Origin of the sequence: Halorhodospira halochloris (assembly GCF_002356555.2) — a bacterium.
Lineage (GTDB): Bacteria > Pseudomonadota > Gammaproteobacteria > Nitrococcales > Halorhodospiraceae > Halorhodospira > Halorhodospira halochloris.
In genome coordinates this window covers 2,104,828-2,128,552 of the sequence record NZ_AP017372.2, presented here as the reverse complement: position 1 = coordinate 2,128,552, position 23,725 = coordinate 2,104,828, and the positions used below count along the sequence as shown (strand labels likewise).

The 23,725-nt window shown below is 56.5% G+C and carries 16 protein-coding genes and 1 pseudogene; 14 read left to right on the top strand and 3 right to left on the bottom strand.

Going from position 1 to position 23,725, the window contains the following annotated elements; all coding sequences use genetic code 11:
- The first annotated feature begins 6 nt into the window (after positions 1–6).
- Together HH1059_RS09715 and HH1059_RS09710 are read left to right on the top strand one after the other, a co-directional pair.
- Positions 7–1,089, top strand: coding sequence for a magnesium transporter (locus HH1059_RS09715; RefSeq protein WP_096409967.1), 1,083 nt, complete (start codon positions 7–9; stop codon positions 1,087–1,089).
- A gap of 25 nt (positions 1,090–1,114) precedes the next feature.
- Positions 1,115–1,828 carry a hypothetical protein gene (locus tag HH1059_RS09710; protein ID WP_096409966.1) on the top strand — a complete coding sequence of 238 codons (714 nt, stop codon included), beginning with the start codon at positions 1,115–1,117 and terminating at the stop codon, positions 1,826–1,828.
- Positions 1,829–2,000: 172 nt separating this feature from the next.
- On the opposite strand, the gene HH1059_RS09705 is transcribed toward HH1059_RS09710, so the two are convergent.
- Positions 2,001–2,633: a precorrin-8X methylmutase gene (locus tag HH1059_RS09705; protein WP_096409965.1), complete on the bottom strand. Its 633-nt coding sequence runs from the start codon at positions 2,631–2,633 to the stop codon at positions 2,001–2,003.
- A gap of 161 nt (positions 2,634–2,794) precedes the next feature.
- On the opposite strand from HH1059_RS09705, the gene HH1059_RS09700 reads away from it, so the two are divergent.
- Positions 2,795–3,103: a hypothetical protein gene (locus HH1059_RS09700; RefSeq protein ID WP_096409964.1), complete on the top strand. Its 309-nt coding sequence runs from the start codon at positions 2,795–2,797 to the stop codon at positions 3,101–3,103.
- A gap of 250 nt (positions 3,104–3,353) precedes the next feature.
- On the opposite strand, the pseudogene HH1059_RS09695 reads toward HH1059_RS09700, so the two are convergent.
- Positions 3,354–3,581 (bottom strand): annotated as a pseudogene (locus tag HH1059_RS09695) (helix-turn-helix domain-containing protein); the annotation flags it as partial.
- 183 nt (positions 3,582–3,764) lie between these two features.
- Here HH1059_RS09695 and HH1059_RS09690 point away from each other — a divergent pair.
- The 11 genes from HH1059_RS09690 (at position 3,765) to HH1059_RS09620 (ending at position 21,325) form a co-directional block, all read left to right on the top strand.
- A complete protein-coding gene (locus tag HH1059_RS09690; RefSeq protein ID WP_096409962.1) occupies positions 3,765–4,250 on the top strand; it encodes a helix-turn-helix domain-containing protein in 486 nt (161 codons plus the stop codon).
- A gap of 116 nt (positions 4,251–4,366) precedes the next feature.
- Positions 4,367–4,546, top strand: a complete 180-nt coding sequence (locus HH1059_RS09685; RefSeq protein ID WP_096409961.1) for a hypothetical protein — start codon at positions 4,367–4,369, stop codon at positions 4,544–4,546.
- A gap of 445 nt (positions 4,547–4,991) precedes the next feature.
- Positions 4,992–5,918, top strand: a complete 927-nt coding sequence (locus HH1059_RS09675; protein WP_096409959.1) for a diguanylate cyclase domain-containing protein — start codon at positions 4,992–4,994, stop codon at positions 5,916–5,918.
- 32 nt (positions 5,919–5,950) lie between these two features.
- Positions 5,951–11,683, top strand: a complete 5,733-nt coding sequence (locus tag HH1059_RS09655) for a PAS domain S-box protein (protein ID WP_096409958.1) — start codon at positions 5,951–5,953, stop codon at positions 11,681–11,683.
- 263 nt (positions 11,684–11,946) lie between these two features.
- Complete coding sequence (locus HH1059_RS09650) at positions 11,947–12,366, top strand: secondary thiamine-phosphate synthase enzyme YjbQ (RefSeq protein ID WP_096409957.1); 420 nt, start codon at positions 11,947–11,949, stop codon at positions 12,364–12,366.
- A gap of 67 nt (positions 12,367–12,433) precedes the next feature.
- On the top strand, positions 12,434–13,216 hold the full coding sequence (locus tag HH1059_RS09645) for an SDR family NAD(P)-dependent oxidoreductase (RefSeq protein ID WP_096409956.1): 783 nt from the start codon (positions 12,434–12,436) through the stop codon (positions 13,214–13,216).
- 17 nt (positions 13,217–13,233) lie between these two features.
- A complete protein-coding gene (locus HH1059_RS09640; protein ID WP_096409955.1) occupies positions 13,234–14,670 on the top strand; it encodes a DUF3375 domain-containing protein in 1,437 nt (478 codons plus the stop codon).
- Between the two features lie 7 nt (positions 14,671–14,677).
- The gene (locus tag HH1059_RS09635) at positions 14,678–15,286 is read left to right on the top strand and encodes a DUF4194 domain-containing protein (RefSeq protein WP_096409954.1); all 609 of its coding nucleotides are present in this window, start codon (positions 14,678–14,680) and stop codon (positions 15,284–15,286) included.
- 15 nt (positions 15,287–15,301) lie between these two features.
- A complete protein-coding gene (locus tag HH1059_RS09630) occupies positions 15,302–18,688 on the top strand; it encodes an ATP-binding protein (protein WP_096409953.1) in 3,387 nt (1,128 codons plus the stop codon).
- Positions 18,685–19,881, top strand: a complete 1,197-nt coding sequence (locus HH1059_RS09625; protein WP_096409952.1) for a DUF3322 domain-containing protein — start codon at positions 18,685–18,687, stop codon at positions 19,879–19,881. The genes HH1059_RS09630 and HH1059_RS09625 overlap by 4 nt, the downstream gene beginning before the upstream one ends.
- A gap of 268 nt (positions 19,882–20,149) precedes the next feature.
- Complete coding sequence (locus tag HH1059_RS09620; protein ID WP_096409951.1) at positions 20,150–21,325, top strand: serine hydrolase domain-containing protein; 1,176 nt, start codon at positions 20,150–20,152, stop codon at positions 21,323–21,325.
- 278 nt (positions 21,326–21,603) lie between these two features.
- Here the strand turns inward: HH1059_RS09620 and HH1059_RS09615 are convergent, their stop codons facing one another.
- Positions 21,604–22,809: a hybrid sensor histidine kinase/response regulator gene (locus tag HH1059_RS09615; RefSeq protein ID WP_096409950.1), complete on the bottom strand. Its 1,206-nt coding sequence runs from the start codon at positions 22,807–22,809 to the stop codon at positions 21,604–21,606.
- Between the last annotated feature and the right edge of the window lie 916 nt (positions 22,810–23,725).

Genomic DNA, 23,725 nt, shown 5'->3' with positions numbered 1-23,725 from the left:
TTTGCCATGACTAATAACAGCATGACTGAGATTCATAGTGTCGGTATAGCGAGCGCTATTGATGCGCATGGTATAACGACTCACAACCCGGTGCATGAGGTAATGCACGATGATTACCTAGCAGTGACTTCCGATAAGACTGCCGCCGACATAATCGAGCAGGTGCGCAATAGCTCGTTAGATGCTCAAGTAACCGCGGTAGTCTGTGTGATTGATAGCGACAACCGCTATCAAGGGTTTGTCCGCCTGGCTGAAGCACTGCGTAGCGATCCCCAAGTCAGCGCCAAGGAGCTAGCAACGGGAGCAGACCTCTACGTATATAATGACGAAGACCGCGAACAGGCGGCTCGACTGTTGCAGCGGCGCGATCTACCAATACTGCCTGTGCTGGATGAGCAGCACCACCTGGCTGGCATTATTCGCTTCGACGATGCAATGGATGTGCTTGAGGAAGAGGCCTCGGAGGACGTTTACAAAAAGGCCGGGGTCGGCAGCCTTACCCGGGCGCAAGAGATTGTCCGTAGCGAACGGCTGACCCAGGGATCATTGAAGTACCCATTTGGGGTTCGACTCGCTTTCTTGTGCGTAGCATTGGCCGGCGGTATGGCTGTAGGCGGGGTAGTCGAGCACTTTGAAGGTGTGCTTGAAGCGCTGGTGGCTCTAGCCATATTCGTGCCGGTAATCATGGATATGGGAGGTAATGTAGGTACCCAGTCTTCAACTATCTTCGCCCGCGGGGTTGCCCTGGGTCATATCCGCTTGGAACGCTTCTTCCGTTACCACATACTCCGTGAGTTAGCAGTCGGCGTGATGCTCGGCGCAGTATTGGGTCTTGCTGGTGGCTTGATTGCCTATTTCTGGCAGGGACTGCCTAACGATATGCCTATGCTGGGGCCGGTCATCGGCTTGTCTCTATTCGCTGCAGTGGTCTTGGCCTGCGTCTTGGGTTTTCTCTTGCCCTGGGTGCTGCTCAAGCTCGGCTTCGATCATGCTCCGGGTGCTGACCCCTTTATCACTACCATCAAAGACTTCAGTGCCCTACTGATCTATTTCAGCCTGGCCGCCTGGCTGTTGGGCATAGAGGCATAATACGCAAATATTCAGGGAGTTAATCATGACAAAAGAACACAAGCAGATACGGTTGTGGCGGTCACCACAGACGCTGTCCAGTGCCTGGCAGGCAGCTTTGCTGCCTGCACTAATGCTACCGACGATGCTCCATGCAGCCGGGCAATACGAGGTTGAAGATGCCGATTTAATCGCGCCCAACGCTATTGAGTCGGAGATTTGGCATAGCGACAAGGATAAGGCCACCTTTGCTAATGCCACTACACGGCTGCAGGGCAACTGGCAGGTCACCGCCGAGGTAGAGTCTTTACGAAATAAAGCGCAGGAGAACTACGTCTTAGAGGGCAAATGGTTGCTGCGTAGTCTTGATCCACATGGGTATGGCGTAGGGCTCTTTGGCGGCTTTGAATACGATAGGGATAACGAGGAGATAGCAGAAAGCTTTCTGCTTGTGCCCTACACCGAAGGCTTTGCCAATGAGCGGGTCTTTCTCCACGTCAATCTCGGCGGCGTCTACGATCATGACGATAATGATGCAGATGGCTTTTGGGGGTTGGCAGTAGAGGGCGGTCTGGGCGGCCCGTTTGAGGGGGTTGCCGAGATCTTTTCTACCGGAGGTGACGATCCTGCTTGGCAGACTGGTTTGCGCGCGGTGATCTTCGATGACCAGGTCACAGTCGACGCTAGCTGGATCGAAAATGAAGAGAGCGGCGAGGGTGGCTGGGCTTTTGGGGTTGGTATTCAGCCGGTGCAGTTTTAGGTAGGTACCTCTGACAGCTCCCTCCGGAGTCGTTCCACTGCCCCGGTGTGGGGGACGCTGTGAATCCATCCCTGGAAGCTTCATGGCGCCATACACGACGCAAAGACCTCCACACCGAGGCAGTGGAACGACTCCGGAGGGAGCTGTCAGAGGTTTCCTAGTGGTAGCGCCGTCATTCTTGGCTGCTGGCAAGAGCATTGACAGTTGCCACTGCCATAGCGCTGCCTCCTTGCCGACCATGGATGATAACCGACTCCAGTTCAGGGCGCGCCGCTAGAGCTTCTTTTGACTCGACCGCACCAACGAAGCCTACCGCCATTCCTATAACTATAGCAGGCCGAGGAGCACCAGAATCGATCAGCTCAAGCAGGCGGAAAAGGGCAGTAGGGGCGTTACCAATAGCGACAACAGCACCATCAAGCTTTTCCCCCCAAAGATCGAGGGCGGCTGCGGAGCGGGTATTGCCGATCTTCTCGGCAAGCCCTGGAACTCTTGGGTCGCTGAGCGTGCAGATTATTTCGTTATCAGCAGGCAGGCGGCTGCGGATGATGCCATTGGCTACCATCTTGCTGTCGCAAAGGATAGGTTTGCCGGCGAGCAAGGCGTTCTGTCCGCTCCGAGTGGCTCCAGTGGTGAAAGAGATTTTGTCAGCCACTTCTACCATGCCACAGGAGTGGATTATACGCACCGCTACCCTTGACTCATCGCTGGTAAAGCGGTCGAGCTGCGCCTCAGCGCGGATGGTCGCAAATGACTTGGTATAAATAGCCGCACCATCTTTTATGTAGTCGTAATCAACTGGCATCTAGCTCTTCTCCCGGGCTTGGTATTCGGTTGTGGAGGCTATCGGTGGAGTTCTGTGGGGTTGCTGATGTACCCTCTCGTGCGTGCGTTTGTATACATAAGTATATGTCGGTTTGCAAATGCACTATCAAAGCTAAATAGGCTGGAAAAGGAGCCGAGACGATGAAAAAAACAGTTGCTGTTGCGTTTGGGGTTTGCTCTTCGCTAGCTCTGCTTGCTGGCTGCGGCAGTCCGGAAGATCAAGTTATAAGCGATTTCTGTGATATTGGCCATTCAATTGATGAAATGGATAGTCAAGAGCTGCAAGCAGCTATTGGCGATATCGAAGCGCGCATAGAACAAGAGCAGCTTGATATGGCAACAATAGAGCAAGGGGTGGCCGAGCAATGTCCAGAGGTGGCGGATGATATAGCTACAGCCATGATGGGTGATATTCAACAGCAAATGGACGACATGATGGAAGGATTTTGACCGTTCCTAGAGTAAAGAGCTAGGTAAATCAATTAACGGCTAGGCGGCTCCCCCCCTCCGTCTAGCCACAAGCTGTTGGGTGCCTCTACAAGATTCCCCGGAGCCACTCAACTGCCCTGGTGTGGAGGGCAAAGTGGGTCAATCCCTGGTGTCAAGCTATTTAGCAGCAAGGGACAGCAAACAGTGGTAGTTCTTGCACCTTGAAGTCGATTCTAGTGCTGCACTGCACAATGGCCATGTTGTTGCTCGATTACTTTTTTCGGTGATTGCTAGACTTTTGAGTGGTACCATTAGCAATGTAGCGACTTGGCCATATCGTAGCCGGATCTACTCCGATAGCAGATGCGATCAAGCGCTCGCCCTTGGGCCATGGCCGCGTAAGAGCCGTAGTAAGCGTGGTCGGCGATGAGTAGCCGTGGTGAATCGCAAGGCGGCGCAGGCTCCATCCGGATTTGCGCAGCTCGGCTACAATATCTGCACGGTGCCAGTCCCGAGAGTGGTGTTTTTTTTGGGTTTTTTTTCACTCATGTGCTAATGCTCTTGCTTACTCTTTAGTCATGTAGTGAGGAAATCTGATTTTATGCATAAAATCAATCATATAAGAGTTTTCTTTCGGCTGCTAGTTGATGCATAAGGGAAGATAGCCTGGTGAGGATTTGAGATGGAGACTATCGATCAAGGTGGAGCAGCCCAAAACCGGAAAAATAATCGTTTGCAAGTATCTGGGTATGGTTTAGGGGCACGCATTGCAGCGATTGCGACTTCGGTGGGGGGCAAAAAGAGATTGGCTGAGCTGGTTAACATATCCGAGGGCCATCTTTACCGTTACATCTCAGAAGCGAATGAGCCTACTGCTAGTAAGCTAGTGGCTTTGGCGCACATAGGTGAGGTGTCGCTAGATTGGTTGCTTACTGGGCGAGAGTCCGGTCAGCAGGTGCCGAGCGAAGGTGTGGCTTTGGACCTAGAGGTTTTGGAATCTTTAGGTTTGATTGCTTTTGAGGAGTTGCAGGAGAGAGCCCTAAGTCTTGAGCCTGCTACCCAGGCACGTCTGTTGCGAGTGCTCTACCGTCACTTCGTCGGGCGTGGTGAAACACCTGACAGAGAGACTATCCGAGATTTCATTGATTTAGCGGCACGTAACCCATGACCGAAGGCCAACCCTGCACCTTGCTGACCCAGCCAGTTATACTGGTACGTACCTGGGGCTTCCCGAGGCTCCCAGTCTGAGCTGATAAAGCTGATATTCGCAACGGAGGCAGGTTTATGGCAGAAGAGAAGGTCAAGATTACAGATGAGCGTATAGCTATAACTATAGCTGTTGTCTCTGCAATATTAACGATTCTTGGCATTGCTGTTTTTGAGTCCCAGGCAGTCATCGCAGTCTTTGGTGGCTTAACCGCGTTTGCGCTGTTTTTCTTAGTGGTAGCCTATTCGGCGCGTTAGCCGCCTTAGACGGGCATATAAAACTACCTATGTCGAGGCAATGGCGCCTAGGTTGCGTCATTGCCTCCCTTCCCAAGACCCAATAGTAGCTGCTGTTAATGGGAAGTTTTTGGGTGCGTCTAATGGTATAGTAAGTTTATATCGGATGTGATGGTAAACGGTGCTTCAATGGTTGGAGCAGATAGCCATTGGCCCCCTTAGTTAATCAGTATTGGAATGATTTTCTTCTTAGGGGCGTCTCGAAAAACCTCCCCGGGGCTATTAGTCGTCCCGGTGTGGAGGTCTTGGCGCCAGGGATGGCGCCATGAAGCCTCCAGGGATGGATTAACGGCGTCCTCCACACCGGGACGACTAATAGCCCCGGGGAGGTTTTTCGAGACGCCCTTAGAGGTCGCTTCTTGCAGTATGCCCATGAGGCTTAGATACACACGGTAGGCAGGCACTGATGAGTCAAAAAGATACCAAAGAAGCGCCTCGGGTGCTTGTGGTCGACGATCAGCCAAGCAATATCCAGGTCCTCGCCCATTTGCTGAAGCGAGACTACGAGATTCAAGTCGCCACAGGTGGCCAAAAGGCTCTTGAGCTAGCGACAAGCGAACCGCAGCCGGATCTTATTTTGCTTGATGTGGTCATGCCGGATCCTGATGGCTATGAGGTCTGCCGACGCCTTAAAGAGGCTCAGCATACCCAGAATATACCGGTAATCTTTGTGACTGGGCGTAACACCGCCGCAGATGAGGAGCGCGGGCTGGAGTTAGGTGCTGTTGACTATATTGTCAAGCCTTTCGTTCCCGGTATTACTCGCAAGCGGGTGCGTAACCATATAGACCTAAAGCGCAGGACAGACGAACTTGAGCACCTAGCTCAGCGCGACGGTCTGACCGACCTTCCTAATCGCCGGCGGTTTGATCAGCAACTTAAAGATGAGTGGGCGCGAGCTCAGAGGGGTAGTACGCCGATTTCGCTGATCATGATGGATATAGACCATTTCAAGGCTTATAACGATAACTATGGCCACGGCGCCGGTGATGAGTGTTTGCGGCGAGTTGCCGGTGCTCTGGCCCGAGTGCCCAACCGCAATACTGATCTTGTTGCCCGTTACGGTGGAGAGGAGTTTGTTGTACTGCTGCCTTATACGGATGCGGATGGCGCAAGGCAGGTAGCGGAAAGTTTTAGGCAGTCCGTTGCGGATATCGCCATCCCTCATACCCACTCTTCGGTGGCAAACGTAGTCAGCGTCAGTGTTGGAGTAGCAACAGTCTTGCCAGGGCCGCATGATAATGATGCAAGTTCTCTTCAAGAAGCGGCTGATAGAGCACTATATGTCGCTAAGGAGCATGGGCGTAACCGGGTGGAGGCATCCGTTTCCTGAGCTTTGTAGCAGTTGCCTGAAGAGGTGGGCCTATGTTCTTCCCTAAGCTGAGTGCGCTGGCAACAAAGAGTGTTGTTACTCTCCCCACCACAGCTACCCTGGCCGAGGCCGTAGCAACTATGCGCGACTGCAATATACGTGATGTAGTCGTAAAAAGTGACGACGGGCTTAAGCTCTTTCTTTCTTCCATGTTGCTTCGCCTTGATGCCATGGATTCAGACCTTGAGACGCCCCTGGGTGAACTCGATTTGCCTCTGGCTACTATTCTGGACCCTGACGCTAACGTCGTTGATGGGCTTAAGGCCATCCGCAACCGCGGCGAGCATATCTGCCTGGTTGATGGGCAAGGCGAGCTGTGCGGCATCCTGAGCTACACCGACCTGGCCGCGGGTCTGGATCCGCAAATGCTGGCGCAGACCCAGAGCGTCGGGGAACTTTTCCGCTGGGTTAAGGCGCCCCAGCTGACACGTGGTGCTACGCTACGCGAGGCGATGGCGGCGATCGCCGAGCAGGGCCAGGGAGCGGCAGTGATCGTCGAAGACGACCACCCGGTTGGTATCCTTACCCAGAAAGATATCATCAACCTCCTGGCCGCGCGCACCGATCCGGATAACACCGTCGGCTCTTCCATGACCGTCCCGGTGGAGAAACTCCCCGAGAATGCCAGTATCTCTGAGGCGCTGAGCCTCTGCCGTGAAAGGAAGATCAAGCGTGTTGTTGTCGTCGACGATACTGGAAGGCTCACCGGTGTAATCAGCCAGAAGGAGCTAGTCAATCTCTACTTCAACCAGTGGTTCACCCTTCTCCAGGAGCAGCAGGGGGAACTCGCGCAGCTAAACCGGGAGTTGCAGCAGAGCAACCGCGACCTGGAATCAATTACCGAGGAGGTCCCCGGCGGACTCCTCGTTATTGATGCCGCAGGCAACATTAACCGCGCCAGCCGCCGGGCTGGCTCGATCCTTGGTACCACGAGTGAGGCGTTGATCGGTCAGCCCTTCACAGCGCTGCTTGGCTGCAATCCCGACCTGTCGAATCTTAAGGATATACAGTCCGCACCTGCACTCGGCTGTCCCTTTCGTGATACGCCGGTCGCGGCTGCCTCTTGCGGCCTACTCAGTGCCTTGCGCTCGGGAGAGGCCTACGATAGCCGGGAGGTCCTCCGGGGCGCGGATGCACGGGACATTGTCGTCGATCTGAGTGTGAAGGGCGCCGGTGCCGACAATACTACCATTTTGCTCTTCCATGAGGTCTCCAGCGAGGAACAGCGCCGCACTGAGGCGTTAGCATTCCTTACCGGTGGTCCCGTCGCCATCTTTTTCTGGCGCCCTGAGCCCGGCTGGCCGGTCCACTACGCTTCCCCCAATGTCGAGCAGGTCCTGGGCTACACCGCGGAGCAGATGATGGCCCCTGGGTTCCGCTTCACGGACCTGATCCATCCCGACGATGCCGAGCGGATTGGCCAGGAGGTCGCCGGCTACCTAGCCTGCGGGACGCAGTATTTTGAACAGTACTACCGCCTGCGCACCCGCTCCGGCGAGTACCGTTGGTTCTATGACTACACCTCCCCAGAGTACGACACCGACGGCAGGCCGCTCCTGATCCGTGGCTACATTCTCGACCGCACCGAGGAGCGCATTTCCCAGGAGCGGCTTGCCGAGAGCGAGAAGCGCTGGCGCTTCGTCCTGGAGGCCACCGAGCAGGGGGTGTGGGACTGGGATGCTGCCACCGATACGATTTATTTCTCACCGCAGTGGAAGCGCATGCTCGGCTACGAGGAGCACGAGATCGGCAATACCCTCGACGAGTGGAAGCGGCGGGTGCATCCGGATGACCTTGAGGGTTGCCTGGCCGATCTGGAGCGTCATCTTCGCGGCGAGACCGAGACTTACGAAAACGAGCACCGCGTGCGCTGCAAGGACGGCAGCTATAAGTGGATTCTCGACCGGGGTCGGGTGATCACGCGTGACGCCAACGGTAAGCCACTGCGGGCGATCGGCAGCCACGCTGATATGACCGAACGCCGGAAACTGTTTGAGGAGCTTGAGCAGAGTGAGAAACGCCTCCGGGACGTCTCGCTTGCCGCGGGGGAATACATCTGGGAGATCGACCCCGAGGGCCGCTATAGTATTGTTACATCGCCGGTAGAGCCTCTTCTTGGGCGGCCCGTAGACGAGATTATCGGTCGATCCCCTTTCGATTTCATGCCTGCCGAGGAGGCCGAGAGAGTCCGGGGGCTTCTCAACGAGTGGGCGACGCGCAAGAGTTCATGGCAGGGCCTGGAGCATATCTCAGTGCGGCCCGACGGGAGTTGGGTGTACCAACGTGTCAGCGGCTTGCCTATCTTGGACGCGGGGGGCGAGTTGCTGGGATTTCGCGGCACGGGGCGGGATATCACCGCGGAGAAGGAGGCGGAGCAGGCTCAGCAGGCCCTGACAGAGCGCCTGCGGCTAGCGACCTCGGCTGCGGGGCTGGGGATCTGGGACTACGATCCGGCCAGTGGTAAGTTGAAATGGGACGAGGGGATGTTCCGGCTCTACGGGGTGCAGCCCGAGGAGTTCGGTGGTACCTTCGAGGACTGGGTCAGGCACCTGCTGCCGGAGTCGCGTGATCAGGCGGTGGCTGCCTTCGAGCAGGCGATGCGAGAGGGCACGCCGTTCGACGTCACCATCTCCATCCGGCGCTTCAGTGACGGCGCGGTGAGGATCCTCCATGGCCAGGCCCAAATAATTCGCTCTAGCACTGGCCAGTCAGTCCGAGTGGTCGGGGTCAACCGGGATATCACTGAGCAGGAGGAAAACCGCCGCCGGCTAGCGGCGGAGGAGGCGAAGTTCCGGGGGCTGTTCGAACTCTCCCCGGTGGGCATCGCCATGAACGATTTTAACACCGGTGAGTTCCTCGAGTTTAACGAGGCTATAAATAAGCCTGCCGGCTACACCCGTGAGGAATTCCAGGCGCTTAGCTACTGGGATGTCACTCCGGAGGAATACCTACCGCAGGAGCAGGCGCAGCTCGAGTTGCTTCAGCGGACCGGGCAGTACGGCCCGTTTGAGAAAGAGTATATCCACCGGGACGGCTACCGCTACCCGGTTCTGCTCCACGGCTTCAAGACCACTACGCCAGAAGGGCGCGAGGTAATTTGGTCTATCATCCAGGATATTTCCGAGCTCAAGGCTGCCGAAGAGGCGCTGCACACAGCCAAGGAGCGCTTCCAGGGCATCTTCGAGCAGACTAGCAGCGGTGTGGCCGTCTTTTATCCGGTCGCTGGGGGGCAGGATTTTCAGTTTTTGGAGTTCAACCCCGCATCCGAGCGCATCGACCAGATAGCACGAGAGGAGGTCATCGGGCGTCGCCTCACTGAGAGCTTCCCCGGGGCAGAGGCTATGGGATTGCTAGCCGCCTTGCAGCGAGTAGCTAAAACCGGGGAGCCAGAGCACCTGCCGGTGACTGAGTACCAGGATCAGCGCATCAGCGGTTGGCGTGAGAACTACATCTTCCGCCTATCAGCAGGTGAGATCGTCGCCGTCTACGACGATCTCACCGAGATCAAGCAAGCCCAAGAACAGGCAGAGCAGGCTAGTCGAGCCAAGAGCGAGTTCCTCGCCAATATGAGCCATGAGATACGCACCCCGCTAAACGCAGTTATTGGGCTCAGTCAGCTGCTTCTGGAAACCTCTCTAGATGAGCACCAGTTCGACTACATGGGCAAGGTCCATAGCTCCTCGCGGATGTTGCTAGGCATCATTAACGATATTCTGGATTTCTCGAAAATCGAAGCTGGTCAATTGGAGCTTGAGGAGCACAGTTTCGACATCAACGAGATCGTTGATCACCTTGCTGCGATATTTGCAGAGGTTGGCCATAGGAAGCAGCTTGAACTGGTGTACGACGTCGATCCTGAAATTCCCCCTAGCCTGATCGGCGACTCGCTGCGCATAACCCAGGTGCTGACTAACTTACTGAGTAATGCAACCAAGTTTACCCCGGAGGGTGGGGATGTTGAGTTGAGCATAAGACAGATCGAGGCAGAGCATGAGGGTGCTGCTACCCTGCGCTTTTGCGTGCGTGATACCGGTATCGGTATGACTGAGGAGCAGATCAGTCGCCTGTTTCGGGCCTTCACTCAAGCTGATACTTCAACCACTCGCCGCTATGGTGGTACTGGATTAGGCCTGGTTATCTCCCGGCACTTGCTTGAGGCGATGGGTGGCCAACTGCAGGTTGCAGCGGTGCCCGATCAGGGTAGCTCCTTTACCTTCGAGCTTAATTTGAATATGGGCGGGGCTCGTGAATCGGTCATGGCCCGTTGCCCGGATACTAGGGGTAGCCGCATTCTGGTTGTGGATGATCACGATCAGACTCGAGAGACCCTGCGCGAGATGCTCTTGCATTGCAATTTCCGAGTAGAGGAGGCGGCAAGTGGAGAAGAGGCTATCACCAAGGTCACAGCAGCAGAAGCTCGTGCCGAGCCGTTTGACTTCATTCTTTTAGATTGGATGATGCCCGGCGGTATGAGTGGTAGCAATACATGTCGTGAGCTGGATAGGTTGCGTCGGGGTGGGGAGCTAGCACGTATTGGTCCGCCAGTTATCATGGTCAGTGCTTATAACCCCAGTCAGATAGATTTCCCCGAGGGGGTAACCGGCGAACTGCTTTCCAAGCCGATTACTGCAAACACCCTCTACAGCGCCTTGCTGCGAGCTGAAAAAGGCGATGATGATGGCATCGGCGGTCGTGAGGCGAAAGCTAGCCTGCCTGATCTAACCGGTTATCGAATACTCCTGGCCGAGGATAATGAGACTAACCAGGAGGTCGCCACGCTGCTCCTCGAGAAGACCGGAGCGCAGGTTGAGGTCGCTGAGAATGGTGCTGTGGCAGTGAAAGCGGCTCATGACGCAGTGCCCGATTTGATCCTTATGGATTTACAGATGCCGGTAATGGATGGCTTTGAGGCGACCCGGCAGATCCGCGCGGCTGGCTATAGTGGTCCTATTTTAGCCTTGTCCGCGGCTGTAACTGAGGATGATCATCGGCGTGCCCGAGCTGTCGGTATGGGCGATCACATCGCTAAGCCTATCGACCGCGAGCACCTCTACGCTAGTCTAGCAGCACACCTAATGACTTCTAACGACGCTGTTGCAGAGCTGCCCGTGGACGAGTCGGCGTCGAGGGGTGAAGTAGCTCCGGCTACCCGGTTGCCGGAACAACTCCCCGGCTTCGATCTTGCGCGGGGGTTGCGGCTTTTCGGTGGTGATCAGGCAGACTACATACGTGTTTTGCAAGGCTTGCAGCGGCGACTCCGGAATGAGCACGCCAAACTGGTTGACTATCTGCGCCATGCTGACCGGGAGGCATCACTTTACGCTGCTCACGCCCTAAAAGGTGTTGCCGGCAATGCGGCTGCAGTGCGGCTTGAGGAGCTTAGCGTCAAGATTGAGGAGAGACTGAAGGCTGAAGCTGAGGTTGATGCTGCTCTAATTGATGAACTGGAAGCTGCACTGCAAGAGGCTGATCAGGCTTTGGATCAGCTTCAGACGCCGGTGCAGGAGGGGCAATCGGCAGATATGGTTGGTACTGCTGCAGCTGTTGAGCAACTGCGAGCGAAGCTGGCGGCAAGCGAGTGGGTCGATACCGAGACCCTGGAGCAGGCCCTAGCCTATTTGCGCAGCCTGGGCCTAAATTGTGACGAGCTTCAGGCTGAGGTAGAGAATATGGCCTTTGATGAGGCGCTTGAGATTCTCGATTTGCTCCTGGAAGGCACCTCTTAAAACCGCCTCTTAAAATCGCCCCAGGGCCGATTAGCTGCCCTTGGGGAACCTCTAAAACTTCGCCGGCGCCGCCATCCGCCCCGGTGTGGAGGTCTTGGCGCCAGGGATGGCGCAATGAAGCCTCCAGGGATGGATTCACGGCGTCCTCCACACCGGGGCGGATGGCGGCGCCGGCGAAGTTTTAGAGGTCCCCCCTAGGGAGGTTTTAGAGGTCGCTTGGAGGGTAATTTTAGACGCTAAAAACTCAACAAGATGGTTTAACTATGCGCATACATCAGGATCAACTAGTCGTCGCAACCAAGGGCCGAGGTCCGGTAGAGATCAGCAGTCGGGTCAGCGATCTGTTACGCTCTTGGCAGCTGAGAAACGGTCTATGTCATCTTTTCTGCAAGCACACCAGCGCATCGCTGACCATAACGGAGAATGCCGATCCGACAGTTTTGCAGGATTTAGAGGGGTATTTTACCCGGACCGTTCCCGATGGTGATCGACGCTACGCTCACTCCATGGAGGGGCCGGATGATATGTCTGCGCATATCCGCAGTGTGCTAACCGGTCCCGGACTTACCGTGCCGTTTAATCAGCAAGGGCTCTGTTTAGGCACTTGGCAGGGAGTCTTTCTGTGGGAGCATCGTACTCAGCGGCACTCGAGGACCGTAGTAATAACCTTTTTAGGTGAGTGACGCTGGCGAGCATAACTTAATAAGCTGGTAAAATATACCCACCACAATCACGATGGGGAGTAGGGCAATGTCAGGACAAGCAGGTGCAGGCAATCTTGAAGGCAAGGTTATAGTGCTAACTGGTGCTGCGGGTGGGATTGGCGAGGCTACCGCAAGGTCTCTCCATGCCCAGGGGGCAAGTCTGCTGTTGACTGATCGAGAAATCGAGGGTGTTCAGCAGCTAGCTGACTCCCTTGGCGAGAGAGCGGCGGCTATGGCGGTAGATGTATCTAGTTGGGATGATAATCTGGCCATGATAAGTGCGGCAGAAAAAGAGTTTGGGGCTGTGCACGGGATCTTTCTCAATGCCGGCATTGAGGGCAAGGTGGGGCCATTTGAGTCTGCCGGTGATGAGGTTTGGGAGAAGGTGTTCGCCGTCAATGTCCACGGGGTGCGCTATGGCATCCAGGCCGCGCTGCCCGCGCTGCGACGTGCCGGCGGTGGCACCATTCTGATTACTTGCAGCGTTGCCGGAGTGCGTGGGTCTGCAGGACTCAGCCCCTATGTAACCAGTAAGCACGCGGTTATGGGGTTAATGCGTACCGCAGCTGCCGAGTTAGGGATTGAGGGGATTCGGGTAAACAGCGTTAACCCGGGTCCGGTCGACAATCGGATGATGCGATCCATTGAAGATCAGGTCCAGCCGGGCCATGGCGAGGAAGTAAAAGAGGGTTTCGTCAGCCGCATTCCGCTAGGGCGCTATGTCACTAATGATGAGGTGGCGGCTACCGCAACCTTCCTGCTTTCAGATGCCGCCTCAGGCATAACCGGAGCCAATTATATGGTCGATGCCGGCATGACGGCCCACTAACTGCTGTTATCGCCGCCTTGGATTACCACCATATAGAGGCCCTGCGTCGCCACCACCCGGCCTGGCGGCTGCTAATCGCCGATAGTGCGCCGCTGGTGCTCGGTTTTATGCACCGGGCATTCGTGGCGCCTAATCGGCGGGCGCAGCCGCAGGGTGAGCTGATCAACGCCCTTGAGGACTACCTGCACCACCTCCGCGTTGAGCTTGGTGAGGGGCATTACCCGCGATCAGCCGGGGAGTATCTTAACGACTGGGCAGCAGATGAGCGCGGATGGTTGCGCAAATTCTATCCGCCCGCTACCGATGAGCCGCACTTCGATCTTACCCCGGCAGCCGAAGTGGCCCTGGGCTGGCTGGAGGAGCTTGAGGAGCGGCAGTTCGTCGGCGCCGAATCACGCCTGCTGACCGTCTTTGATCTATTACGGCAGATGGTGCACGGTGCGGAGACTGACCCCGAGGCGCGGATCAATGAACTCGAGCGGCGTCGTGCCGAGATAGATGCTGAGATTGCAGCGATCCGTGATGGGCGTCTTGAGTTTATGGATGAGACTCAGCTCAAGGAGCGCTACTATCAGGTTGAGCGGACTGCCCGCGGGCTACTCGCCGATTTTCGTCAGGTCGAGCAGAACTTCCGGGAACTTGACCGCCAGGTCCGCGAGCGCATTACCACTTGGGGGGGTAGCAAGGGTGATCTGCTTGCCGAAGTCTTCGGTGAGCGTGATGCCATAGCTGACTCGGATCAGGGCAAGAGCTTTCGCGCCTTTTGGGACTTTTTGATGTCGCCGGCCCGCCAAGAAGAGCTTACCGAGTTGCTAGAGCGGGTCATTGAGCTTGACCCGGTCCAACAGTTGGGGCCCGATCGGCGCTTGGCACGAGTTCATTACGATTGGATGGACGCCGGTGAAGAGACGCAGCGGACCGTGGCCCGGCTCTCGGCGCAGTTGCGGAAGTTTCTTGACGATCAGGCATGGCTGGAGAATCGCCGGATCATGGATCTTATCCACGACGTGGAACAGCACGCCTTGGCTGTGCGCGATAACCAGCCTAGCGGCGATTTCTTTGCCGTAGCTGAGCCTGCCCCGATGATTGATATGCCCATGGAGCGGCGTCTCTTTGTGCCGCCGTTTCGAGCCCGGATCGAGCAGCAAGTGGTTGAGGAGGGCACGGGCGAGGCACAGCCGGAGGCGCTTTTTGAGCAGGTCTATGTCGATAAGAACGAGCTCTCCGGAAGGATCAGGCGCAGCTTGCAGGAGCGGGAGCAGGTGGAGTTGGCCACTGTTATCGAGCACTACCCACTCGAACAGGGCCTGGCCGAGTTGGTAGCTTATCTAAGTCTGGCTAGCGCCGATGAGCGGGCTGTTATCGATGAGCAGTCGGTTCAGGTAGTCAGCTGGCAGGATCCTCAAGGTATCAACCGCCGGGCGCGATTGCCGCGTGTTATATTCAGCAGATAGAGATCCTATGCAGCAACCAAACGAGGCCGAAACCGCTGCCCCCGAGTTATCGCGGGTATTGATTGCGCTGTTCCAAGGTGTAGTCCATCAGGATGCCAAGCCCGAGCTCTGGCAGTCTCTGCTCAAGCTACAAGCCCGAGTGCGCGACTATGTTGCCGTGCTCGGCTTGGAGTTGGTGCTGGACGAGGCCGAGGGCTACGCCTATCTGCAGCAGCATGAGCCTGCAGAGGGCGAGGCGGAATTGCCGCGCCTTATCCGGCGCCGCCAACTCTCATTTCCTGTTTCGCTACTGTTGGCCTTGCTTCGCAAACGACTTGCTGAGCACGATGCTAGTGCCGGAGATACGCGGTTAGTGCTGACGCGGGAGCAGATAGTCGACTTGCTGCGCGTCTTTATGCCGGATACGGCTAACGAGGCACGGCTGATGGAGCGTCTTGATAGCCATATCAAGAGGGTTGAGGAGCTGGGGTTCGTGCGTCGTCTCAAAAATGAAGAGAATAGCTTTGAGGTGCGGCGTATCCTCAAGGCGTTTGTCGATGCGCAGTGGTTAGGCGAATTCGAAGAACGCCTGGCGACTTACCGCCAGCATCTTAGTGAGCAAGAGAATGACGGCTAAGAGATAGTAATATATATGCAAACTGACCTGTTTGATTTTTCCCCTACTGAGGGCGGAGGAGGCTTTCGTCTCAGCCGTTTAGAGGTGCTTAACTGGGGAACCTTCCACGAAAAGGTTTATGTGCTGCGTCCGGAAGGTGAGAACGCCTTGCTCACCGGTGATATCGGTTCGGGTAAATCAACCCTGGTTGATGCCATAACTACGCTGCTGGTACCGCCGAAGCGCGTTGCCTATAACAAGGCCGCCGGCGCTGAGGCGAAGGAGCGTAGCTTGCGCTCGTATGTGCTCGGCCACTATAAGAGCGAGCGTGGCGAAGAGGGCCTGGCTAGCCGCTCGGTGGCGCTGCGCGGGGCCGGCAGCTATAGCGTGGTGTTGGCCCACTTTCATAATCCCGGCATGGCCCATGGCGTGACTTTGGCCCAGGTATTGTGGTTGCGTGATCCGCAAGGTAGTCCCGAGAGGTTTTACCTAGTGGCTGATAGGGATTTGGCGATTGCCCGCGATTTTGCCGGTTTTGGTAGTGATATTAATGAGCTGAAAAAGCGCTTGCGGGGGATGGAGCAGGTCGAGGTATTTGACGCCTTTACCCGCTATGAGGGGGCTTTCAGGCGGCGGTTCGGGATTGATAGCGAGCAGGCCCTGGAGTTGTTCAGCCAGACCGTATCGATGAAGTCGGTGGGCAATCTTACCGAGTTTGTTCGCTCCCATATGCTTGAGGCCTTCCCGGTGGAGGAGCGTATCCAAGCCCTGATCCGCCATTTCGACGATCTGGGCCGAGCTCACGATGCTGTGCGCACTGCGCGTGAGCAGATTGAGGCGCTGGAACCGTTGGTTGCAGACTGTGATAAATACGCCGAGCTCAGCGCACAGATTAGTCAACTGCGTGCGGCGCGCGATGCCTTAGGGGCGTATTTCGGCGGGATCAAGGCCGAGTTGCTGGATAAGCGGCTGAGTAATCTCGATGCCGAGTTGACTCGCCTCGATGATCGCATCAACAGCCTTGATCGCTCTTACCGCGAGCAGCAGGGTCAGCGCGATGAACTCAAGCAGGCGATTGCCGATAATGGCGGCGATCGGCTGGAGCGCCTGAAGAGCGATATCGCCCGCAAGTCTGAGGAGAAGCAGCGGCGCAGCTCGAGTGCGGCCAAGTACAATGAGTTGGCGCAGTCGCTGGGGCTGCCGACTGTTGATTCGGCAGAGATCTTCCGAGCCAATCAGCAAGCCCTTGCCGAGCAGCGGGAAACGGCTGATGAGTCCTTGGCTAGACTGCAGAATGAGCGTACCGAGGCCGAGGTCAGCATGCGCGATCTGCGCAACGAGCATAGTGTGCTCGCAGCCGAGTTGGAATCGCTGCGTCAGCGCCGCTCCAATATCCCGGCGCGGATGTTGGAGATGCGCCAGCGCCTGTGCGATGAGCTGCAGATCGACGAGGGCGAAGTACCTTTTGTCGGTGAGTTGGTGCAGATTAGGGCTGACGAGGCGGATTGGGAGGGCGCCATAGAGCGGTTACTGCATAATTTCGGCCTGTCGCTGTTGGTGCCGGATGCTCACTACAAAACCATCGCCGGTTGGGTCGAGCGCAGCCATCTTAAGGGTCGCCTGGTCTACTATCGGGTCCGCGAGCAGCGCGCTGCTCAAGAACCGCCGCGCCTGCATCCCGCATCGTTGGTGCACAAGGTAGCTATTAAACCCGAATCGCAGTTTTATCCATGGCTAGAGCAGGAGCTAGGGCGGCGCTTTGACTACGCTTGTACGCCTGATCTCGACTCATTCCGCCGCGAAGAGCGGGCAATAACCCCGGCGGGCCAAATCAAGGCCGGCCACGATCGCCACGAAAAGGACGACCGCCACCGCATTGATGATCGTTCGCGGTTCGTGCTGGGCTGGTCCAATGAGGCTAAGATCGCCGCCCTTGAGGGGCAGTGCGCCGATTTAGAGCGGCGCATCCAGGTTGTCGCCGAGCAGCTGAGCCGTATTGATGGCGAGCAAAAGCGCTGGCAGCGCCATCGCGATAACATCACCCGTCTTGAGCACTACACCGATTTTGCTGAACTTGATTGGCAAGCGCTAGCCGTTGAGTTAGCCGATCTCGACGAGAAGCGCCGGCGCCTGGAGGAGGAGTCGGATACGCTACGCGTCCTTGAGGCGCAGCTTGCTGATCTCGATGAGGCTATACGCCAGACCGATGAGCAGCGCTCGAGTGCGCGCTCCGATTACGCCCGTGCGGTAGAAAAACGCGAGCAGGCGGCGCAAGCTCGGGAACAGGCCCAAGCTAAACGCCAAGAGTTGAGTGATGCCGAGGCACATCAGCTCTTCCCGCGACTCGATGAGTGGTTTGCTCAGGCACTCGGGGAGCCCCATCTTACCGTCGATTCGTGCGATAACCGGGAGCAGGATTACCGCAAGTGGCTAACCGATACGATTAGTTCCCGCGATGGCCAGGCCTCGCGCCTTGTTCAGACCATTATCAAGCGCATGAGTGACTATCAGGCGCGTTATCCGCTGCAGACCAAAGAGGTCGACGCCAGTCTTGAATCGGCGGATGACTATCGGCAGATGTTGGCAGCACTGCGTGACGACGACTTACCGCGCTTTGAGGAGCGCTTTAAGGAGTTGCTTAACGAGAATACTATCCGCGAGATCGCCAATTTCCAGGCCCAGCTCAACAAGGAGCGTGCCGAGATCCGCGAGCGCATCGATATCATCAATAGCTCCCTCTACGATATCGACTATAACCCCGGGCGCTATATCGAGTTGGTCGCGGATAACTCTACCGATGCCGATATCCGTGACTTTCGCGAGCAACTGCGGGCCTGCACCGAGGGGGCGGTAACCGGCTCCGAGGATGCGCAGTATAACGAGCGCAAATTCCTTCAGGTAAAGGCGATTATCGAGCGTTTTCAGGGCCGGGAGGGTACTGCCGAGCTCGATCAGCGCTGGACGCGCAAGGTCACTGACGTGCGTAACTGGTTCACTTTTTCCGCCGCCGAGCGCTGGCGCGAGGATGGCACCGAGTATGAGCACTACTCCGACTCCGGCGGTAAGTCGGGTGGGCAGAAGGAGAAACTGGCCTATACGGTGCTGGCTGCGAGCTTGGCTTATCAGTTCGGGCTTGAGGGTAGGGGAGGCAGCCGCTCACGCTCATTTCGCTTTGTCGTTATTGACGAGGCCTTTGGCCGCGGCTCCGACGAGTCGGCCCGCTTTGGGCTAGAGCTGTTCGGTCGCTTAGGGCTACAGCTGCTAATCGTAACGCCGCTGCAAAAGATCCATGTCATTGAACCCTTTGTCTCGAGCGTCGGTTATGTCCACGCTGAGGGCGATTGCTACTCCTTGCTCAGCAACCTCACCATTGAGGAGTATCACGCACAAAAGGCGGCGCGGCGTGTAGTGGCTGTAGAATGACCTGGACGCGTGCGGCAGGGCTGCGCGAGCAGCTGCTTAAGCGCTGGCACCGGGGAGAGATCCTCAGGGCGAGAGTCCTTGGCGAGGAGCTATTCCCCCTGCAGCTGCGCCTTAAGCGGCCCGATTCTAAGCAGATGGGTGAGGACTTTGGCGCCGTGCGCGATTGGGTGCGTGAGCTTTGTGCCGGTGAGCGCAGTCAACTCGGTTACGGTTACGAGCTGCAGTGGCAGTGTCACAACCATCGGGTCCACGGCCGTAATGACCTGCCAGTGGCGGCTGTGGTGCCGAGCGAGGCCGATGCCCTGCGGCTGATCGGTAAGAAAGAGGCGGCGGCACGCTTTGACAGGATCAGTCGCTATGCCCTGCAGCGTTTCCCTGAGCTGCGTGATTGGTTGGCCCGCCGGCCTTTGACCGCGCTTGATTATGCCGCCGAGTGGGAACAGCTTCTGGCGGTGCTTGATTACTTTCGGGCTAACCCACGTCCCGGACTCTATCTGCGTCAGCTGGATATCCCCGGGGTTGATACCAAATTTATCGAGGCGCGGCGCAAACTGCTTATCGAGCTGCTCGATTGCGTGTTGCCGGAGTCGGCTATCAATCACCAGGCTGCAGGGGTGCGACGTTTCGCCGAGCGTTATGGGCTGGCTCAGGAGCCGGCGCAGGTGCGCCTGCGTCTGCTCGATGACACTTGTGCGATTGCCGGACTGAGCGATTTGACCCTGATTGCAGAGGAGTTTCGTCGGCTCGATCCGGATGTCGATACCGTTTTCATAACTGAGAACAAGGTCAACGGCCTTGCCTTCCCGGCGCATCCACGGGCGCTGGTGATCTTCGGGCTCGGCTATGGCTTGGAGCGGCTTGCCGAGGTGCCGTGGTTGATGCGAACGCGCGTCTTATATTGGGGTGATATCGATACCCACGGTTTTGCAATCCTGGATCGGTTGCGGCGGTCGTTACCACATGCCGAGTCGCTTCTCATGGATCGCGCGACATTGGAGGCGCACCGTTCGTTGTGGACCAGTGAGCCAGCTGAGCACCGCTTTGGCGGCGAGCTTGAGCGTTTGAGTCCGGCTGAGGCGGCGCTGTTTGCCGACTTATGCGCGGATAGCCTAGGCGAGCGGGTGCGCCTGGAGCAGGAGCGGATCGGCTTTGGTTGGGTGCAAGGGCGGCTGGAAATGTTGGCTGCTTCTTAGAGTGGCAGTCTTGAAAGCCTGAGAGGGATCTCAAAAACTCCCCCGGAGCAGCTAAACCGCCCCGGTGTGGAGGACGCCGTGAATCCATCCCTGGAGGCTTCATGGCGCCATCCCTGGCGCCAAGACCTCCACACCGGGGCGGTTTAGCTGCTCCGGGGGAGTTTTTGAGATCCCTTTTGGGTTAGATTGCCACCTTTCTAGCCCTTTTCCATATGTGCGCGGCTAAAGTATAGTTAGCGAGCTTGCCGATGTAGGTTTTGATTTTTTGATGAGAAGACTCCTTTCTATACTGCTCAAAGGCCTGGCCGCGTTTCTGCTGCTCCTGGTATGTGTTGGCACTTTTCTCTATTTATCTGATCCTATCTTCTATAAGCGCCTTGCTACTGCAATGCAGGGGATGGATGTCTCTGCTGTCGAGTGGCGGCAACCTAATGAACGGGTTCCGGGTGGCGATGCTGAGTTGGAGGTGGCTGACGAGCATAAGCTTGATGCCGAAGCTGTATCTGAAGCTATAACCTATGCCGAGCATACCGATAGTATGGCCTTACTGGTATATCATCGCGGTGCCTTGGTGGTGGAGAGGTACTGGGAGGATCATGCTTCAGACAGCAGGTTCGATAGCGGCTCTATGCATAAGAGTGTTCTCGGACTATTGATTGGCGCGGCGATTGATGATGGCTATATTGAGAGCCTGAATGACCCGGTCGGCAAGTATATTGAGGAGTGGTCGGAGGATGAGCGCGGTGATATAGCCTTACGCGAGCTGCTGACGATGAGTAGCGGACTGAAGGTCGAAGCTATGCGCCCGACCCCCTTCAATAAGGGTATGCGCTTGATGCTCGGTGCCGATATAAATGAGCTGGCGCTCTCTTTGCCGCGCGAGCAAGAACCGGGTCAGGCCTTTGAGTATATGAACTTTAACTCGCAGATCCTCGGTATAGCACTTGTCCGTGCGGTAGAGCGCCCCTATGCCGAGTACCTTGCCGAGCGCATTTGGCAGCCTTTGGGGGCACCGGATGCTGCTGTATGGCTGGATCGAGAGGGCGGTGATCCGCGCACTTTTTGCTGTTTGCTTACTTCTGCGCGGGCGTGGGTAAAGGTGGGCAAGCTCTTTCTCAATGAGGGGCGCGTTGCCGGCGAGCAAGTCCTGCCTGCCGAGTGGATAAGACAAATGGCCTCCCCGTCAGAGGTTAATCCTAACTACGGCCTGCACGTTTGGCTGGGGGCACCAGAAGATGGGCAGCGTGAATATAATTCAGCGAGCGATTTCGCCGTGCGCCATTCAGCCCCATATAAGGCCGATGATGTGCTCTTTTTTGATGGCGCCGGTGGGCAAAGGCTCTATGTCATACCTAGTGCAGAGCTGGCTATAGTCCGTATTGGTCATCCTGAAACCGATTGGGATGATGCCATATTGCCTAATACGTTGCTGCGCGGGCTTTGAAAGCTGATTTGATCAGAGCTGCAGTTAGAAGTTCCTATGGGGCGCCTCTAAGAACTTCGCCGTCGCCACCATCCGCCCCGGTGTGGAGGACGCCGTGAATCCATCCCTGGAGGCTTCATGGCGCCATCCCTGGCGCCAAGACCTCCACACCGGGGCGGATGGTGGCGACGGCGAAGTTTTAGAGACCACCCTCGGTGTGAAGGACGCCGTTAATCCATCCCTGGAGGCTTCATGGTGCCATCCCTGGCGCCAAGACCTTCACGCCGAGGCAGCAAGGCTCAGGAGGAACTTTTTAGAGTCTCCTTATGAGCCCATTTAAGGAGTTTGCATAATTCAGCGCGTTGAATTGGTTTGGTTAAATAGGTATCAGCACCGGCCATCTCGCATTCACGGCGGGCTTGATCGGTGGCATGGGCGGATAGCATGGCTATTTTTGCTCTTTTTTGGGTATGCCGCGATTCGTTAGCGCGGATAGCGCTTGCTGTTTCAGGGCCATTCATTTCCGGCATTTGATAATCGAGTAGTATCAGGTCAGGTTTGTTCTCGTGCCATGCGTTGAGGGCTTCTCGGCCATTCTCCGTTATGGTCACTTCAGCACCGCTTTTTTCCAGTAAGGCGCGTATCAGTAGGGCGTTGGTAGGTTCATCTTCGGCAACCAAGACCTGTAGGTTAACAGGCGGCGATGTCGCATCTGCGCTCTTAGCGGCTCTAGTATCACCTTCTTGTGGGCTTAGCTCTGTGCCATTCGCTGGTTTTTCGCCTAGATTGTCCAAGTTTTCCTTTGGTGGAGCAGGTGGCAAGAAGGCGGTAAAGCAGAATTTAGTGCCAGCTGCCGAACTGCTCTCCAGCCAAATCTCACCGCCCATTAAGTTGGTGAGTTCGCGACTGATGGCTAGGCCCAGACCGGTACCTTGTTGCTGTTGTTGATTGATATTGCCTCTTTGAAAAGGCTCAAAGATGTTTTCTTGGAGTGCAATTGGTACGCCAGCCCCGGTATCCGCCACCGACACAATCACTTTGCGCTCGTCGTGGGCAGCGACATTGACCGTTACGTTGCCTTTATCGGTGAATTTGATTGCATTTATGACTAGATTGAACAGTACTTGGCAGAAGCGGATGCTATCGCCGATGACTTGCTCGGGAATCTGTTCATCGATCTCCCACGTAAGCCTTAATCCCTTGCCGGAGGCGTGGATCTCAAGCAATTGCATCTGCTCACTAAGGAGCTGCCGCAAGTGGAAGCGTTCTTCGTTAAGTTTGACTTTCCCGCTTTCCAGTCGCGAGAGGTCGAGCAGGGTGTCGATAAGTCCAAGCAGGTGGTTGCTCGCCGATCGGCACAGCTCGAGGTAGTGACGCTGAGCTGGGTCTGTTGTGGAGTCTAGAAGCAACTCGTTAAAGCCGAGTATGGCGTTTAATGGAGTTCGTAGATCGTGGCTGACAGCGTTAAGGAAATCGGTTGTTGTTGGCTGCCAAAATCCGTACATATTTGGCGGAGGATTCAAGAACACGCATAACTACTGGGTAGCTAAAAGCTAAGACTAACTACCACGCTCTGTGTCGATTTCTGCTTTCGCTTGTCCCTTCTTTTCCGTATAAACCAGTAGCTGGCTCTGTGGGCCCTGTGGGCGAGAGCCCTGAGAGTGTGGGCAGGCGGTGGGCAACCCGCAGGGTTGTCCACGGGCTGTCCACACGGCCCGTAGGGCTCAGGGCGGCGCGAAGCGCTCGTCCACAAGTCCACAGAGCTATTGCTTAAGCAGCTAAAAGTACTGGAGATTTGCTTATAAGAGGGTGAGAATCGGTAGGCAAGTAGTAAGGGCGACGCGACATCAGGTAACCAGAGGCTGACAACCCTCCTGATGCCGCGCCCACCGCGTCCTGCGACACGGCACATATCAGTATCCTCGGGTTTAGCGCCGTTGTCCAGTGTTTGCAATTTACCTGGATAAGCGCCCCGATGAACCAGCCTAAAGCATTGACCCGCCGACTTTTCTTTTGCGATTGCTGCAATCGACAGGTCATGATCTGCAGTCAATGCGATCGCGGCAATCGCTACTGTAGCCAGCAATGCGCAACTGCTGCCCGCCGCCAGTCCCTGCGCGAGGCGGGTAGGCGTTATCAAGACTCTAGGCGAGGCAAAGCCAAGCATGCAGAGCGCCAGAGTCGTTATCGAGCCAGGGCCCGGACTCGACCCCTATCCCTATCCCTAAGCCGAGACAAAAAAGTGACGCATCAGGGTTCCACACCTGTTGATAGTGATGCTTCACTTAAGCTCTCGCAGCCAGATAACCAAGCTCGAGCACGGCCTGTTGAGCGGCCCGATTATCAGCAAGCGCGCCGACTAACAGAGAGCGCCCCGCGCTGTGACTTCTGCGCTCGCCCGTGCTCGGTATTTGTCCGCAC